A 15,192-nucleotide genomic window follows, 5' to 3' on the forward strand; every position below is an offset into this window, starting at 1 on the left:
TGCTGGCCCCGGTCGGCGCGCCGGCGCCGGCGCTCAGTCGCCGGCGAGCGCGGCGCGGAAGCGGGTTTGAAGCAGGACGCCGTCCCGCGGCGGATATGAGCCAGATTCAGCGCTGAGGGCGACCTTCGCGACGCACAGCACCGGGCCCTCCTCCTCGAACAGGGTCGCCGCCAGCGCGGCGACGTCCACCCCCGCCGACCCCTCGACGTCCGGCCCCGCCGACCCTTCCCCGGATTCGCCGCCGACCGTGAAGGCGGCCTCGATGCCGGCCCCCCGCGCGATCGCCGCGATATCCGTGTTCTTCGCCGTGAGCCCCGCCTGCCGTCCCGTCTCGCCGAAGGCTTCGTTGTCGAGCACGAGGAGGGCGAGGTTCGGAGGGGCTTGGGCGGCGATCGCGGCGAGGCTCCCCACCCCCATCAGCATCTCCGCGTCCCCGGTAACGACGAGCACCCGCCGGGTCGGCCGCGCGAGGGCGACGCCAAGTCCCAGCATCGCGGCTCCGCCCATCGCGCCCCAGAAGTAGAAGTTCAGCGGCGAGTCGCCCGCCGCGTGACAATCCCACGCCGGAGATCCGAGTCCCGCGACCACGGCAGCGTCGCCGCGCCGGTCCAGGATCCCGGCGACGAGCGCGCGCCGGTCCAGTCCCGCGTCGCGCATCAGTCTCCGCTCACGAACGACTTGGCGCCGATGATGTGCTGGCTGACGAGCACGGCGGCGGGGCGTCCGGTCTCCCGCGCCCGGACGGCGGCTTCCGCGAACGCCGGCGCCACCCCGGAGGCGGACTCCGGCCGGAACACGTTCACATCGAGGGCGGCGAGGAGGTCGGGCACGGCGCGCCCCACGGGGACCTGCCACGGGTTCCGCTCCTCGGCTTCGCCGCGCATGGACACGAGGAGGAGACACGGAATCCGGCACACGTTCGGGAGCCCGAGCATGTTCACGATGTTGCCGACCCCGCTCGACTGGATGGCGACGACCGCGAGTTCGCCGCCGAGCCACGTGCCGCAGGCGAGGGCGATCCCCTCCTCCTCCGTCGTGAGCGTGATGAGCCGGATCCCGGGGTCCGCTTCGCACAGTTCGAGGAGTCTCCCGAGACCCGCGTCCGGCACCGTGGCGACGTGGCGGATGCCGAGGCCCGGGAGCGATCGGAATACCTGCTCCCCCCAATCGGCGTCATCGGATTCACGCTGTGGCGAGATGTCCGGGTCGTCCACTGTGCTCCACCTCTCTCCGTGTTCCGTCCCGCGGAGAATATGCCGCCGCGTTCCGTCCGGAGCCATCGGCGTCCCGCCTGGAGCCATCGGCGGCAGGCATCGCGGCGGCCGCCGGCAACCCGTACCCTCCGTCCCGTCCCTTCAATCGACGAAACCCGGATGGAAACCGGCCGCGTGTTCACGAGTTCCGAATACGGCTACGAGGCGATCCGCGAGGGCGTTCGCAGCCTGTGCGAGCGCTTTCCGGGCGAGTACTGGCGCGACCGGGACCGCGAGAGCGCGTACCCGACCGCGTTCATCGAGGCGCTGACCGAGGCGGGGTACCTCGCGGCGCTCATCCCCGAGGAGTACGGGGGCGCCGGACTCGACCTCAAGGCGGCGTGCGTCATCCTCGAGATGATCCAGCGCACCGGGTGCAACGGGGCCGCCTGTCACGCCCAGATGTACATCATGGGCACGCTGCTCAGGCACGGCAGCGAGGCGCAGAAGCGGCGGTACCTGCCCCGAATCGCGGCGGGAGAGTTGCGTCTGCAGGCCTTCGGAGTGAGCGAGCCGACCTGCGGCACGGACACGACCCGGATCGCGACGACGGCCGAGCGTGACGGCGACGCGTACGTGATCCACGGACAGAAGACCTGGATCTCCCGCTCCGAACACTCCGATCTCATGCTCCTGCTCGCGCGCACGACGCCTCGCGAGGAGAGCGCGAAACCCACGGCGGGGATGTCCGTGTTCCTGGTCGACCTGCGGGACGAAGTCGGGGAGTCCGTCACGATCCGGCCCATCGAGACGATGATCAACCACTCCACCACCGAGGTGTTCTTCGACGGACTGCGCGTACCGGCGGCGAACCTCATCGGCGAGGAGGGGAAGGGGTTCCGCTACATCCTCGATGGGCTGAACGCCGAGCGCGTGCTCATCGCGGCCGAGTGCGTCGGTGACGCGCGGTTCTTCGTGGAGCACGCGGCGGAGTACGCGAAGGGCCGCGAGGTGTTCGGGCGCCCCATCGGGCAGAACCAGGGGATCCAGTTTCCCATCGCCGAAGCCCACATGAAGACGGAGGCGGCGGCGCTCATGGTCGAGCGGGCGGCGTCGCTGTTCGACGACGGCGCGCCGTGCGGAGCCGAGGCGAACATGGCCAAGTACCTCGCATCGGACGCCTCCTGGGCCGCGGCCGACATGTGCATGCAGACATACGGGGGCTTCGCCTTCTCCACTGAGTACGACATCGAACGCAAGTTTCGCGAGACCCGGCTGTACCAGATCGCGCCGATCTCCACGAATCTGATCCTGTCCCACGTGGCGACCCACGTCCTGGGTCTCCCGAAGTCCTTCTGAAGCGGGGAGCGGCCATGGAGGAGTGGGGGTGGCCATGAAGGGCGAAACGCAGGGCGTCGGACGTACGGAGGAGGTCGTGGATCGGGCCTCCGCCGCGCTCGCGAGCGCCATGCTGGCCACGCTGGACCGGGACCCGTCGGCGCTGGCGGAGGGAGACCCGCTCCCACCGCTGTTCCACTGGATGTACTGCCGGGAACTGGCTCCGGGCAGCCAGCTCGACGTCGACGGCCACCAGAAACGCGGCGACTTCCTGCCGGCGCTGCCGTTCTCGCGCCGCATGTGGGCGGGCGGACGCCTGAAATTCGACGGGACCGTGCGAGTGGGCGACGGGCTCCGCCGTCGCTCGACGGTCGTGTCGGTCACGCCCAAGACGGGTCGAAGCGGTCCTCTCGTCCTGGTCACGGTCGAGCACCGGATCTCCGGCAACGATGGGGAGATCGTCGAGGAACAGGACCTGGTCTTCCTCGAACGGCCCACCGAACCGCTCGTGCTGCCCGACGTTTCAGCCCCGAAGGAGGAGATGGAGTGGTCGGAGTCGGTCACGCCGAACGCCGCCATGCTGTTCCGGTTTTCGGCGCTCACCTTCAACGCGCACCGCATCCACTACGACCGGGACTACGCGCGCGACACCGAGATGTACCCGGATCTCGTCGTGCACGGCCCGCTCACGGCGCTGCTCCTCGCGGATCTCGCGGTCCGGCGCTCCGGGCGGCCGCTGCGAACGCTGACCTTCCGGGCCCGCCGGCCGATGTTCGTCGACCGGACGATCGCCCTCGAGGGAAAACGGGACGGGGACAGCGCGGATCTCAGGGCGCTCGACGAAACGGGCGCCCTTGCGATGTCCGCCCGGGCCGGACTGGCCTGAGCTTCTCAGCCCCGCGGGGCGTTTCTCATCCCTGCAGGGCGTGTTGAAGGACGACGATACCGATCGCCGCGACCAGCACGCCGCCGACCCGCCACAGACCGGCGCCCATCCGGAGCCCCGTGTCCATCCCCTTGAGCGCGACCCCGGGCAGCAGGGCGTAGCACGCGCCCTTCGCCAGCGCCAGCCAGCCGTAGACGGTGAGGATCGTCGGCACCCCGCCCCACACGTTGTGGAAGGCGACGATGAAGGACCCGATCCCCATGGCGAGGAACGCGACCGTCAGGCTGCCGGCCGTGCCCTTCGACTGCAGGTGCGTGAGGAACGCCTTCCAGGCATCCGGCTGGAGGAGGTACGACACCCCCAGGACGATGAGGTTGATCGACACGAACACTTCCACTGCCCGCGTGAGGTCTTCCATCGGTTCCTCCCTTTCTCAGCTACGGGCCAAACGCTCGACCGAGTCCCGGCCAAGCCTGGCCCGGTCTCGGTCATAGTGTCCTTTACCGTCTCGCTTTACCTTCAGATCTCGGCCAGCGCCGCCACGGCGCGTTCGTTGTCCTCGAGCGTGTTGTAGAAGTGGGGGGAGAAGCGAACGAGCGGGCCGCGATGGTCGACAACCACGTCGCGCGAGGCCAGGTGACGCACGGCGGCGGCCGCATCTCCGTCATGCTCGACAAGGACGAGGGCGGATCGCGCCGCCGGATCGGCGGCCTGGTGGAGCCTGTAGCCCAGATCCGTCAGCCTCTCCCGCAAGTCGTTTGCCAGGAGCCGGTTACGGTGTTGAATGGCCGGGATTCCGTACTCGAGAACGACGGACAGCCCTCCCGCGGCCGTGTACGCGACGCCGGCGGCGGGAGTCCCCAGCTCGAAGCGCCTGGCGTCGGCTCGGGGCGTCGCATCGCGAATGTCGAAAAGGAACTGGTTTTCAACACCGAACCATGAGAGCGTGACCGGATCGAGGCTAACGGAGGGGTTCACATGGAGATATGCCATCCCCGGACCACCGCACAGCCACTTGAGCGCCCCGCCGACGAGGAAGTCCACCCCCAGCGCCCCGACGTCGATCGCCAGTTGTCCATTTGACTGATATACGTCCAGCAAAATGAACGCACCGGCATCGTGGGCGATTCGGGTGAGTTCCGCCGCGTCCTGGGTGTTGCCGCTCGTGAAGAAGACGTGCGAGGTCGCGAGCAGCGCGGTGCGCTCGTCCACGGCGGCGCGGATCGACTCGAGCGGGACGTGGATCCCGTCGGGACTCGGCACGATCTCCACCTCGAGACCGTTCGCCCGCTGCGACAGGAAGTGGTGGCCGACCGTCGGGAAGTCGAGTTCGGTAAGCACGACCTTGTCGCGGCCGGTGCCCCGCACGCTCGATGCGATGGCGCCCCAGACGACGGAGACGGCCGCGGAAACGCTCGACATCAGCGCGATCGTGTCGGCGTCGGCCTCGATCGTGTCCCCGAATTGAGCCCGGACTTCTTCGAGCTTGGCGACCCAGATCTCATACCAGGCGGCCGCGCCCATCTCGTGCCACAGCTCCTCGAAGCGCCGGCGCTCCTCCACGGAGTGGAGGGAGAGCGCGCCGAGGGAGTTGGAGTTGAGGTATGTCTTGCGGGAGAGAATCGGAAACTGGCCCCTCAACTCGTCGATGCGATCGTCGAGCGGCAGCGCCGCCTCGGCGACTCCGGCCGCCGCGGCCGGGCTGGCCGATCCCGGCTGGGCCGGGGTGGCCGATCCGGGCTGGGCCGGAATATCGTGTTTCGCCATGAATGATCCGTCGCATTCGGCCCCGCAGCAGGGGCCGCTTCTCGATTTCGAGGCAGGTCAGACGCTCGAACGGCGCGACCGCAAGCACGCCGGTCCCGGTGGCGAGCCGGACTGCCCCCGGTGCGAGACCCGCATGGTGCGCTGCGTCGAGCAGCACCGGGCGCCCCGCTCCGACGATTCGCCGTTCCGGGTACGACTCGCGTGCCCGGCGACCGACTGCGGCGCGTGGACATCCTACAATTGGTAGAAGACGTCGACCCCCGACAACCCGGCCCCTACCACTCCATCTCGGGCAGCACCTCTCCCTGGAGCCGGAACATCTCGTTGATGGTGTGGACCGCGGCGCGGTAGGAATCCGTCGTGGGGTCGAGGAGCAGCGCCTGCAGCAGCGTGCCGCGGGAGCCGTCCGCGAAAGCGTCGACGAGGAGGCGGTTGATCGACGTTTGCGTCCGAAGCAGTGCGAGGATCCCCTCGGGCAGCGGCGCCATGGCGGCGGGATGCAGCCCGTTCGCGTCGGCGTGGGCCGGAACCTCCACGACGGCCCCGTCGGGAAGGCCGGGCACGTAACCCTCGTTGGGGACGTTCACCGCGTCGAGATGGGTGTCGATCCCGCACAGCACGCCTTCGAGCAGGGGGACCGCCAGTTCGCCGGACGGAGCGAGATCTGCCGACGGCGTCAGTTCCCCGTCGGCTCCGAGTTCGTCCTCCCCGCCGAGGTCGTCGCCCTCGTCCCGCACGCGAGGGAGCGGGGACTCCGGAAACGCCGGCACGTCCGTCGGATTCTCGCCGAGGTTGTAGAGCCAGGTCGGGGTCTCGCCCGTCTCCCACGGGGCGCCGTGCACGGGGTCGTAGAAGAACTGGAGGAGGCTGCTGCCGAGGAATTCCCGCGCCCAGCCCAGGTACTCGCCGATGTGGTTCGCCCCGGGGCTGGGATAGCGGCCGAAGACCCGGAACAGGATCCGGCTCAGGGCGATTTCGTCCCAGTCGTGGAGCCAGTGCGCCTCCCGCTCGCGGCGCCGGAGTCGCGGGTAGAGGTCCTCACCGGTCTCGCGGTCGCGCACGGACTCGAACCAGCTGAAGTGGTTGAGCCCGCTCGCCCGCGCGTCGAGGCGCTCCACCGGCAGTTCCAGGAGGCGCGCCATCTGTTCCGTCCCGTGGAAGACGCCGTGGCACAGTCCGACGACGCGCACCGACGAAAGCCGGCTCTGGGCTTCGCACAGCTTCGTGAGCGGGTTGGTGTAGTTGACGAGCCACGCGTCGGGGCAGTGGATCTCCATCGCCCGCGCCAGGTCGACCGCGGGACCCATGTTGCGCAGGGCGTGGAAGAGGCCGCCCGGCCCGCCGTTCTCTCCGTAGATCTGCGACGAGCCGAACGCGCGGGGGACGTGGAAGTCCTGCGCCCAGTAGAAGTAGCGGTTGATTTCGATGGCGAGGACCACGGCGCGGGCGCCGGGGAGGGCCGCTTCGAGATCCGTCGTCGCGGACACGGCGACCTGCCGGCCCAGCCGCTCCGCCACCGCCTCCGCGTACGCCCGCGTGCGGGGCAGTTCCGACGGGTCGATGTCGACGAGAACCAGGCTCAGTTCCCGGTCGCACAGGGGATCGCTGAGGAGGACGTCGCGGATCGAGGCGGGGCCGAACTCGCGGCTGCCGGCTCCGACGAGGACGATCTTGAGCGGGTCGTTCATGGCGAAGTCCGCGAGGGCGCTGCGGGGGAGGTGTCCGCGTGCGCGATGCGCACCGTGATGGCACCGGCCGCCAGCGACACGGCGATCAGGAGCGCGCCCACGACGGCCCGGCCCGTGAGCACGTAGCCGATGCCGAGCAGGCTCGCGTAGACGAAGAGCGCGCCGAGGAGGAAGCCCGGCCACATGCGGCTCGCGGGCGGGTCGGCGGAGCGGACGCCGGTGCGCGCGGCCACATGGTGCCACCATCCGCCCGGGTGCACGCGGCGGTAGAAACGGTCCAGCACTTCGTCCGCCTCGGGCCGCGTGATGAGCACGACGGCGAGCCAGAGCGCGGTGCAGGCGACTAGGATGACGACCGCCCGGATGAGGTCCATCTCCGGCGCGTAGAACCCGTCCGCGGCCCGTATCGCCGCCGCGGGCAGCACGGGCTCGAGAACGCCGACCAGGACGCGGCCGTTGGCCAGGAGCACCGAGCCCGCCATGGCGGCGATCTCGGCCCACGCGTTCACCCGCCACCAGTACCAGCGCAGGAGCCAGACGAGCGCGACCCCCGCCGTGAGTTCGATGATGTAGATCCACCCCCGCTGGATCGAGTCCATCTGCCAGGCGACGCCAGCGGCGACCACCGCGAGCAGCACGACCATGATTCGCGACGCCGCCACGTAGTGCCGCTCGGAGCGGTCCTTCCTCAGAAAGCGGCGGTAGACGTCGTTCACCATGTACGACGCTCCCCAGCACAGGTGCGTGTCCATCGTGCTCATGAACGCGGCCAGGAAGGTGGCGACCATCAGCCCCCGGAGTCCGGCCGGCATGAGTTCTCGGATCATCATCGGGTAGGCGAGTTCGGGATCCGCGGCGAGCGCCGGATCCATGGCTGTCGGCGGGAAGACGAGAAGCGACCCGAGTCCCACCACGATCCAGGGCCAGGTGAGGAGCACGGTCCCCGCGAAGGCAAACCACAGCGAGGCCTTCACGGCCTGCCGCTCGTCCCGCGTCGCGAACAGGCGCTGCGCCACGTAGCCGTCGCCCTGTCCGCTCCTCAGCCACAGGATGCCGATCAGGCACAGGAAGGAGACGATCTCGAGCGAGGACGCGGTTCCGGCCGACGGCACGAGATCGAGGGCGCCGGGCGGGGCTGCCGGCACGTCGCGCACGGCGTCCGCCATCGCCGCCGGGCCGCCGAAGCGCGTGAGTACGATCCCCGCCAGGGTCATCGCCCCGAGCATGCCGGCGACGAACTGGAGGAGGTCGGTCACGACGACGCCCCAGAGCCCCGACGCGACCGTGTAGGCGAGCGCGAGTCCGACGCACACGGCCAGGGTCACGGCGGGGTCCCAGCCGAGGAGCACCCGGCTGAACTTCACCATCGCCAGCATGACCCAGCCCATGACGACGGCGTTCTTGAGGAGGCCCTGGTAGACGGCGGAGAAGCCCCGCAGTGCCCGGGCCGGCGCCCCGCCGTAGCGGATCTCGATGACCTCGGCGTCGGTGAGGACGCCCGCGCGCCGCCACAGACGCGCGTAGAAGAAGGTCAGCATGAGGATCCCCGCCGCCTCGTACCACCAGAGCCAGTTGCCGTACACGCCCTGCCGGCGTACGAGGGCGGCTGTCGCGAGCGGGGCGTCCGTCGCGAACCACGTCGCCGCGATGGACGTGCCCGCGAGCCACCAGGGGAGCGAGCGGCCGGCGATGAAATAGTCCTCGACGCTGCCGCTTGCCCGCCTGGCGAACCCGAACCCGATGGCGAGGACGATCGTGCCGTAGATGCAGACGACAACCCAGTCGAGCGTGGTCAGCGCCATGAAATGACGTTGGAGAGGATACGGTAGGCGCCCGGCACGCCGTACGGCAGTTGCCGGTGAAGGGCGAGCGCGAGGTAGGTGTAGCGCCCCTCGCCCACCGGAGCGGTGAGCCACACGCCCTCCTGCGGGGCCTGGCCCGTGTCGTGCGTCTCCACGAGCGGCGTGTAGGCCGGATCCCACTCGGTGAAGAACTTGGAGCCGCGCTGCTCGATCCACCCGTCGAAATCGGCTTCGGCGATGCGGTTGGGCGCCGTCATCAAGGGGTGGTCGGGCCGGAGCAGGCGGACGGGCGCATCCTCCTCCGACACTTCTTCCGCTCCCCGCGGAAGGGACGCGGGATACGGCGCCATCTCAGAGGGCACGTACTCCTGGGTCTGGTAGAGGACGATGAGGTGGCCGCCCCGGCGGGCGTACTCGAGGAGACGCCGGTTGTGCTCGATGAGGTCTTCGCGCACGGCGTAGGCGCGCGTGCCCACGACGATCGCGTGGAACCCCGGCTCGTCGGCGGAATCTGCGCCGGCGGCCGGATCCAGTTCCGCGAGGGCTGCTTCGTCCAGGAGTTCGACCGTGGCGCCGAGCGCCTCGATCCCCGCCGGGACTTCATCGCCGACGCCCATCACGTAGCCAACGCGGACGCCGTCCAGGCGGGTGACGGGAACGGACCGCACCGGAATGCGGGCGGGGCGCCACAGCCGCGCGAGCGGCAGATCGCGGTGCTCGCTGGTCCGGTATCCGCGGCGATAATCCACGCCCCGCGCGCGGGCCACGGCCGCGATCTCCGCTTCGCCTCGCCATCCGGCCGGAGGCGTGACGACGAAGGCCGCGTCCACGATCTCGCCCGGAGTGCGGAAGTCGTGCTCCACGACGCCGGGAGTGCCCGGGGCCGTGGTCCATCCCTCCGGCAGCTCGAGACGGACCGTGGCGGAGAGGGGCGCCGCGTTCGCCACCACCCGCGCGCGCACCTCCATCGGCGCCGCGGGCGGTGCCGCGGGCGACCCGCCGCCACCCCCCGCGTCGTCGTCTCCGCCCGCGCCGCCGACGGGCACGATGCCCACGTCCGGCGCCAAAGAGACGGAGAGGACCGGCAGCGTCTCCACCCTCCGTGTCACGGCGCCGTAGGGCAGACGCGCGACGGGGGCCGTCACCGGCACGGTGTGAGCGATGACGTGCCCCGCGATGGCGAGTTCGACGCCCGCCGCCAGCGCCGGACGCCGCCACGGGAGGTGCAGGTCCGCCGAGTCCGATACCTGGTAGTGGTTCTCCGACACGTCCCCGCGTCCGAAGTACGGTGCGGCCGGCGTGGCCGGCACCCGGACTTCGAGCGCCTCCGTCGAGCCGTCCGGCCGCGGGACGACCCGGTCCGGCGGCGCCAGGGTCTCGCCGTCGCGGCTCACGATCCAGGCCGTGACTCCGCCGCTCTCCGCGGACGCCGGCGGCTCGACCCGGACCTGGACCGCGGCCGTCTGACCCGGCGCCAGGACGGCCTCGCCGCCGACTCCCGGGCCGCGCGCCAGCTCCGCGGACACGGTCGTCCCGCTCGCGGCCAGCAAGGCCTCCTCGAACTGCCGCTCCTTCAGCGTGAGGTGAAACCGCGTCTCCGGAGAGTCCGGCAGCGCCGCGATCGCGGCCCGGATCCAGCCCAGCCCGCGAGCCAGGTCGGCGACGGCGCGCCCCGGGTCTCGGAAGTCGAACGTCTCCGCCACCGCGCCGATGAGACGATCCAGTTCGGCGAGCAGCGAATCCGCCTCGGGAGAGGCCGGCTCGTCCAGGAGCGCGGGGAGTCCTCTCAGCGTCGCGTCGAGTCCCGCGAAGAACGATTCCGCGATGCCCGCCGCCGCCGCCGCCCCGTCGCCGGCTCCGCCGAGTTGTTCGTAGAAATAGCGCCCCCCGCCCGTTCGCACGCGCCCCGCCGTCTGGGAGCGCTGCAGGCCGAGTCCCCGGCTGGCCCAGCGCTGGTACGTATCGCCGAGCCACGGGCTCATCCCGGTCGCGTCCACCTCCACGTCATACGGCTCGTCGACGCGAACGCCCCCGCGGAAGGTGCGGAGGACCCGCCAGGGCCGGAGCCCCTCTTCGGAGATCTGGCGCGGGAAGCGCGCCGGGTCCGCCGCCCCGGCCACGGCTTCCGGCGTCAGCAGCCCCGCCGCGTGGTGGTGGCCGTGCCCGTCGCGCGCCGACCCGTGAAAGCGGCTCACGACGACGAGTGGCCGGTTGAGGCGGATGACGCGGACCATGTCCTCGAGCACCGCCTCCCGGTCCCAGCTGCGGAAGGCTTCGTCCACCGACTTCGAATAGCCGTAGTCGACCGCCGTCGTGAAGTAGAGGTCGTCCAGGCCGTAGTAGCGGCCGGAGAGGACGAGTTCGCGCGTCCGGATCAGGCCGAGGGCGTCGAAGAGTTCAGGGCCGATCGCGTTCGCGCCCGCCTCGCCGCGGTTGAGGCTGAGGAGAGCCGTCCGGGCGCCCCATCCCCGGCTGGCCAGCGTGAGCATGCCGGCGTGTTCGTCGTCCGGGTGCGCCGTGACGTGGAGCAGGCTCGCGGTCGTGGCGAGTTTGCGGATGCGGTGCCAGGCCCCCATGGCCCCGCGGTCCACGTCCAGCCGTTCCTCTCCCACCGGGGCCGGGAAGGCGAGGACGCGATCCGGCGCCCGCCCGGCGGAGCCCGACTGCGCCGCCGCCGCGGTCACCCCCGCGAGGGTCGCCACCGCCGCCACCGAAAGGGCGGCGCCGAGTCCGGGTTGCCTGTGAGCGATCATGGATCATCCAGGTCGGTGGATCCGCCTTCGCATCGTGCCCGCGGGCGGAAGTCCGGGCAAGGAGGCCTTGCGAGCGAGCCCCGCCCGCCGATACTCAAACGGATCGCATCCACGGCCGCCAACCCCGGACCCGATGACAGATCCCGACATCCAGATCACGGTCGAGGGGACCCCGAACCCGCACGCGGCGAAGTTCGTGCTGGACCGGGCCATCCCCGGCGAAGGGAGCCGCAGCTATTTCGATCCCGAGTCCGCCGCCGAGGACCCGCTGGCGGCGCGCCTGTTCGACGTGGACGGAGTCCGGGCCCTGCTCATCGTCGAGAACTTCATCACCGTGACGAAGACCGCCGCGCTCGGTTGGCCGGACCTGCTGGACGAGATCGAGGAAGCGATCCTGAAAGCGTTTCACACCCTCCAGTAACGTTCCTTCGCTCCCCTCATTTAGGGGGGCTGAGCGTGCCCTCCCGAAGCTCGCCTGCGTACCCCTATCGTTTTATGTAACAACGTGTTGATACCAAATACATATCTCCCCGTAGGATCGTCTTCCAGGCGACGGAACCACTGGCGCCACGTCCATCACCGGGGAAGGAGAAACATGCTCACGCTACGCTGCTTCGGCGAGGTCGCGGCCTCGGACGCACGCGGGGCGAGGATCACGCTGCGGTCACGGAAGCACATGGGCCTCCTGCTCTATCTCGTCGCGCACCCCGGAACCATTCACAGGCGGGAGAAGCTCGCCGATCTGCTCTGGGATGGTCGCGACCGGAAAGCGCGACACTCACTCAGCCAGGCTCTCTACGACATCCGGTCATCCATGGGTCCGGTGATCACAGTGGACGCCGGCACGGTCCGGCTCGTGCCGCAGCGGGTGACATACGAGCTCGACGCTTTCGAACGAGCGTTCAAGTCCAGGGACCACGAGACCGTCATCGATCTGTACCGGGGAGACTTCGCCCCCGACCTGCTCAACCTGCGGGCCGACGAGTTCGAGCGCTGGCTGGACGGCGAACGGGAGCGCTGTCGCGTCCTGGTCGCAATGGCGCTCAGGAATGTGCAACAGGCCGCTGAGGAGAGCGGCGACTGGGACCGGACGTGCCTGGCCGCGCTTCGGCTCGTGAGGCAAAACGAGTTCGACGAGCACGCGCACAGCACTCTCATGCGTGCGTTATGCATGAAGGGCGACCACGCCTCAGCCCTCGCGTACTACCGGGCACTGGAGAAATGTGGTTGGGTCGCCGGCGCCCCGAAGCTGGCGGAGACGGCGGCGTGGGCTCGGAACCAGCTGGACGCCGCACCTCCCGTCGTCCGCGAGCGCTACGAGCCGCAACTGTCGGACCGAGGAGGAGAGTTCCGCCAACTTGGCATCGCCTTCCGTTCCTCCCGCGCGGTGCCCGTACGGTTGGTCGTAGCTGGTGAGCGCGGCCTTGGGCGGGAAGGCGTCGTGCGGAACTTTGCGAGGCTCGTACATGGGGGTGGAGGGTTCGTGCAGTGGCTTCCGCCGGACCTTGCAACAACGCGAGAGAGTCTGGCATCGGAGTTGCGCCGACACCCCGAAAAACCCCGGCTCATCGTCATCAGAGCCGATGTGCAGGCCTGGGCCGCCGTGGATGAGGCGATGCGGACGGCGGATTTCTCAGGCGCCATGGTGGTCGGTTTCTCGAGCCCGGAGGTGGCTGGTCAGGCGGAAGCCGCGCGTCTGGTGGACTTCGTGATCCCCTTCGATCCACTCACCACGGATGCGTGCGCGGCGTTACTTCAAGCGACCGAGAGAGACTGCAGTCGTCCCCAGGCAGTCGAGAGTGCGAGGCTCTCCGGAGGCAATCCGTCGCTGGCCCGGGCCATCCTCAGGGCGTGGATGCGTCACGGCTTCAGCCCCACGACCGTCACCGACCTGGAATCGGGCGGGCGATTGGCCTACGAGCGGTCCGCCGAGGTGCGGTCGCTCGTCGGCGATCAACTGGAGACCCTCTCGCTCCCGGAGGAACGATTGGTGACGACGCTCGCGTTGCTCACCCGCGCAGCGCGCGCCCACGCCGAAGAGATCGTGGCCGAACCTTCGAGCGCGGCTGCCCTTGAAGGGCTCCGGGCCAAGGGCTGGTTACACTCCGAGGGCGACCAATGGGAACTGAGCCGTCCCCTGGCCGGCGCCGTGACTGTGTGGAATCTACCGCCGGACGAGAGAACAAAGGTGCACCTCGCGGCGGCTCGAACCCTCGAGAACGGAGGTCTCGGCGCGCGTGCGGCGGCCGCCTCCGAATTCGCCGCGGCGGGAGAGTCCTCTCGCGCTTTCCGCCTGGCCTGCAGGGTGGCGAAGGGGGCTTTGCGGGAAGGCCGGTCGCCGGTCGCGGGTCAGGCGGCGGCGTTGGCGTTCGAGCACGCCGCGGTCGGGGCCGATCGCCTGCGCTCCGGCCTCCTCCTCTCGGAGGCCGAGTTTCAGCGCGGACGGTTTCGGCGGGCCCTGAGCGTACTGCACCAGATTGCCGCCGCCGCGGACACGGGGAATGACCTGAGCCGCGTCCAACTCGCGTTGGCGCGGGCGGCGGTGGCGGCGGGAGACCGACTCACGACGGGTCTGCACCGACAGAATCTGGCGGAGGCTCGCGGGCACGCGACCGACCCGGCGCTCAGGCGCGCGCTGACCGTGCAGATGGCCGTACTCGAGGCGACGGATACCGCGTCGCGGCGCAACGGGAAGCCGGGTTTCGAGAGGATCCGCAAGCATCTCCGCGGGATCGTCCGGGAGGACGCCGACTACGCTGGCGTCTGGTGCGACGCCTTCCGGCTCCTCTTCCACCGGGTTGGAGGTCAACGCGGTCTCACGGAGGCTCGCCTCGTTCTCGAGACCCACCGCCTCAGGCTCGGGCGGCTCGGCTACGAAGGCCTCCGGGCCGCTACCGCCGCGGAGTTCTGGGTGGCCATGCGGGGCGCCCGTCTGCATGACGCCCTCCAGTTGTTGGAGACCACCTCCGAGACCCTCAACGAGAACCGCCACGAGTCCGCGAACCTCAACAACCTCGGCGCGGTTCTGCTGGAACTGGGCAACTTCGACCGGGCGCTCGATGAACTCGGCCGCTGCCGCAGAATGGACGAGGCGCTCGAGAGTCCACCGGAATCCCGGGCCTACGCCCTGCTGAACCAGGCGGAGTGCTTCTTCTTCAAGGGGGACTACGCTCGTTGCCGAGAGTTCATGGAGCAGTTACTCCGGCGTCCCGGGCACACGGCTCAACATCCGTTCGGGGCGCAAGCACGGGCACTCACCGGCCTCCTGGCCATGACCGACGACGATCAGCACGAGGTAGGGGCCTGCCTTGAGTTGCTGGAAGACTGTTCCGATGGAGTCGGAGAGAACGACCTCTACCTGGTGACCTGGTTTCGTGCCGCGGCGATGGGGACTCGCGACCGCCGGGAAACCGTGGCCGATCTCATCGAAGCTGCAGACCATACCGCCGAAATCGACCGACTGAGCGCCGAGAAGCTGAGAGTGTTGGCCGGCACCTATTCCCCACCCAACGGACCCGACGCTCAACGCGAGGCCTGCGGCTTCCTGCGGTCCGCCGGAGCCTCCTGGTTCGTCCGCTTCGCACACAACTGGTTGCGCGCGTAACCCCGGCTTCCCGCCGCGCGTAGCCGCCGGCTTCCCGCCGCGCGTCACCCGGACCTTCCCACCCGCGTCCGAATCGGTGTCCCCCGGACGTTTCTACTACGTACCTAGTTGACAGCGGCGCCCCGGCGCGTCTACGCTGAATCGGGAACGACGCTTCGCTC

12 protein-coding genes are annotated in these 15,192 nt (G+C 69.9%); 5 read left to right on the plus strand and 7 right to left on the minus strand.

The genetic code is table 11. From position 1 onward, the window contains the following. Positions 1 to 33 precede the first annotated feature (33 nt). Positions 34 to 657 carry a thiamine pyrophosphate-dependent enzyme gene (locus tag RN901_RS01980; RefSeq protein WP_310755285.1) on the minus strand — a complete coding sequence of 208 codons (624 nt, stop codon included), beginning with the start codon at positions 655 to 657 and terminating at the stop codon, positions 34 to 36. Beyond that, positions 657 to 1,280 carry a thiamine pyrophosphate-binding protein gene (locus RN901_RS01985; protein WP_310755288.1) on the minus strand — a complete coding sequence of 208 codons (624 nt, stop codon included), beginning with the start codon at positions 1,278 to 1,280 and terminating at the stop codon, positions 657 to 659. Before RN901_RS01985 ends, RN901_RS01980 begins: the two co-directional genes overlap by 1 nt. Positions 1,281 to 1,373: 93 nt before the next feature. On the opposite strand from RN901_RS01985, the gene RN901_RS01990 reads away from it, so the two are divergent. Beyond that, positions 1,374 to 2,552, plus strand: coding sequence for an acyl-CoA dehydrogenase family protein (locus RN901_RS01990; RefSeq protein ID WP_310755291.1), 1,179 nt, complete (start codon positions 1,374 to 1,376; stop codon positions 2,550 to 2,552). A gap of 34 nt (positions 2,553 to 2,586) precedes the next feature. Further along, on the plus strand, positions 2,587 to 3,417 hold the full coding sequence (locus RN901_RS01995) for a MaoC family dehydratase N-terminal domain-containing protein (protein ID WP_310755294.1): 831 nt from the start codon (positions 2,587 to 2,589) through the stop codon (positions 3,415 to 3,417). A 25-nt stretch (positions 3,418 to 3,442) separates the two neighbouring features. Here RN901_RS01995 and RN901_RS02000 read toward each other — a convergent pair whose 3' ends face one another. Both RN901_RS02000 and RN901_RS02005 read right to left on the minus strand, forming a co-directional pair. Continuing rightward, complete coding sequence (locus RN901_RS02000; protein WP_310755297.1) at positions 3,443 to 3,835, minus strand: hypothetical protein; 393 nt, start codon at positions 3,833 to 3,835, stop codon at positions 3,443 to 3,445. Positions 3,836 to 3,936: 101 nt separating this feature from the next. Further along, a complete protein-coding gene (locus RN901_RS02005; protein WP_310755301.1) occupies positions 3,937 to 5,184 on the minus strand; it encodes an aminotransferase class V-fold PLP-dependent enzyme in 1,248 nt (415 codons plus the stop codon). Between RN901_RS02005 and RN901_RS02010 the strand changes: the two genes are divergently transcribed. Beyond that, positions 5,183 to 5,431, plus strand: a complete 249-nt coding sequence (locus RN901_RS02010; RefSeq protein WP_310755304.1) for a hypothetical protein — start codon at positions 5,183 to 5,185, stop codon at positions 5,429 to 5,431. The genes RN901_RS02005 and RN901_RS02010 overlap by 2 nt on opposite strands. A gap of 28 nt (positions 5,432 to 5,459) precedes the next feature. Here the strand turns inward: RN901_RS02010 and RN901_RS02015 are convergent, their stop codons facing one another. The 3 genes from RN901_RS02015 to RN901_RS02025 are packed head-to-tail and all read right to left on the minus strand — an operon-like array spanning position 5,460 to position 11,427. After that, positions 5,460 to 6,872, minus strand: coding sequence for a hypothetical protein (locus RN901_RS02015; RefSeq protein WP_310755307.1), 1,413 nt, complete (start codon positions 6,870 to 6,872; stop codon positions 5,460 to 5,462). Next, complete coding sequence (locus RN901_RS02020) at positions 6,869 to 8,674, minus strand: sodium:solute symporter family protein (protein WP_310755311.1); 1,806 nt, start codon at positions 8,672 to 8,674, stop codon at positions 6,869 to 6,871. Before RN901_RS02020 ends, RN901_RS02015 begins: the two co-directional genes overlap by 4 nt. Then, a complete protein-coding gene (locus RN901_RS02025) occupies positions 8,665 to 11,427 on the minus strand; it encodes a PIG-L family deacetylase (protein WP_310755314.1) in 2,763 nt (920 codons plus the stop codon). The genes RN901_RS02020 and RN901_RS02025 overlap by 10 nt, the downstream gene beginning before the upstream one ends. Positions 11,428 to 11,560: 133 nt before the next feature. Here RN901_RS02025 and RN901_RS02030 point away from each other — a divergent pair, with 133 nt between their 5' ends. After that, positions 11,561 to 11,848, plus strand: coding sequence for a NifU N-terminal domain-containing protein (locus RN901_RS02030; protein ID WP_310755315.1), 288 nt, complete (start codon positions 11,561 to 11,563; stop codon positions 11,846 to 11,848). Between the two features lie 174 nt (positions 11,849 to 12,022). Next, positions 12,023 to 15,031 carry a BTAD domain-containing putative transcriptional regulator gene (locus RN901_RS02035; RefSeq protein WP_310755316.1) on the plus strand — a complete coding sequence of 1,003 codons (3,009 nt, stop codon included), beginning with the start codon at positions 12,023 to 12,025 and terminating at the stop codon, positions 15,029 to 15,031. Positions 15,032 to 15,192: the final 161 nt, after the last annotated feature.

The organism is Candidatus Palauibacter soopunensis (assembly GCF_947581735.1).
In the GTDB taxonomy this organism is placed as follows: domain Bacteria; phylum Gemmatimonadota; class Gemmatimonadetes; order Palauibacterales; family Palauibacteraceae; genus Palauibacter; species Palauibacter soopunensis.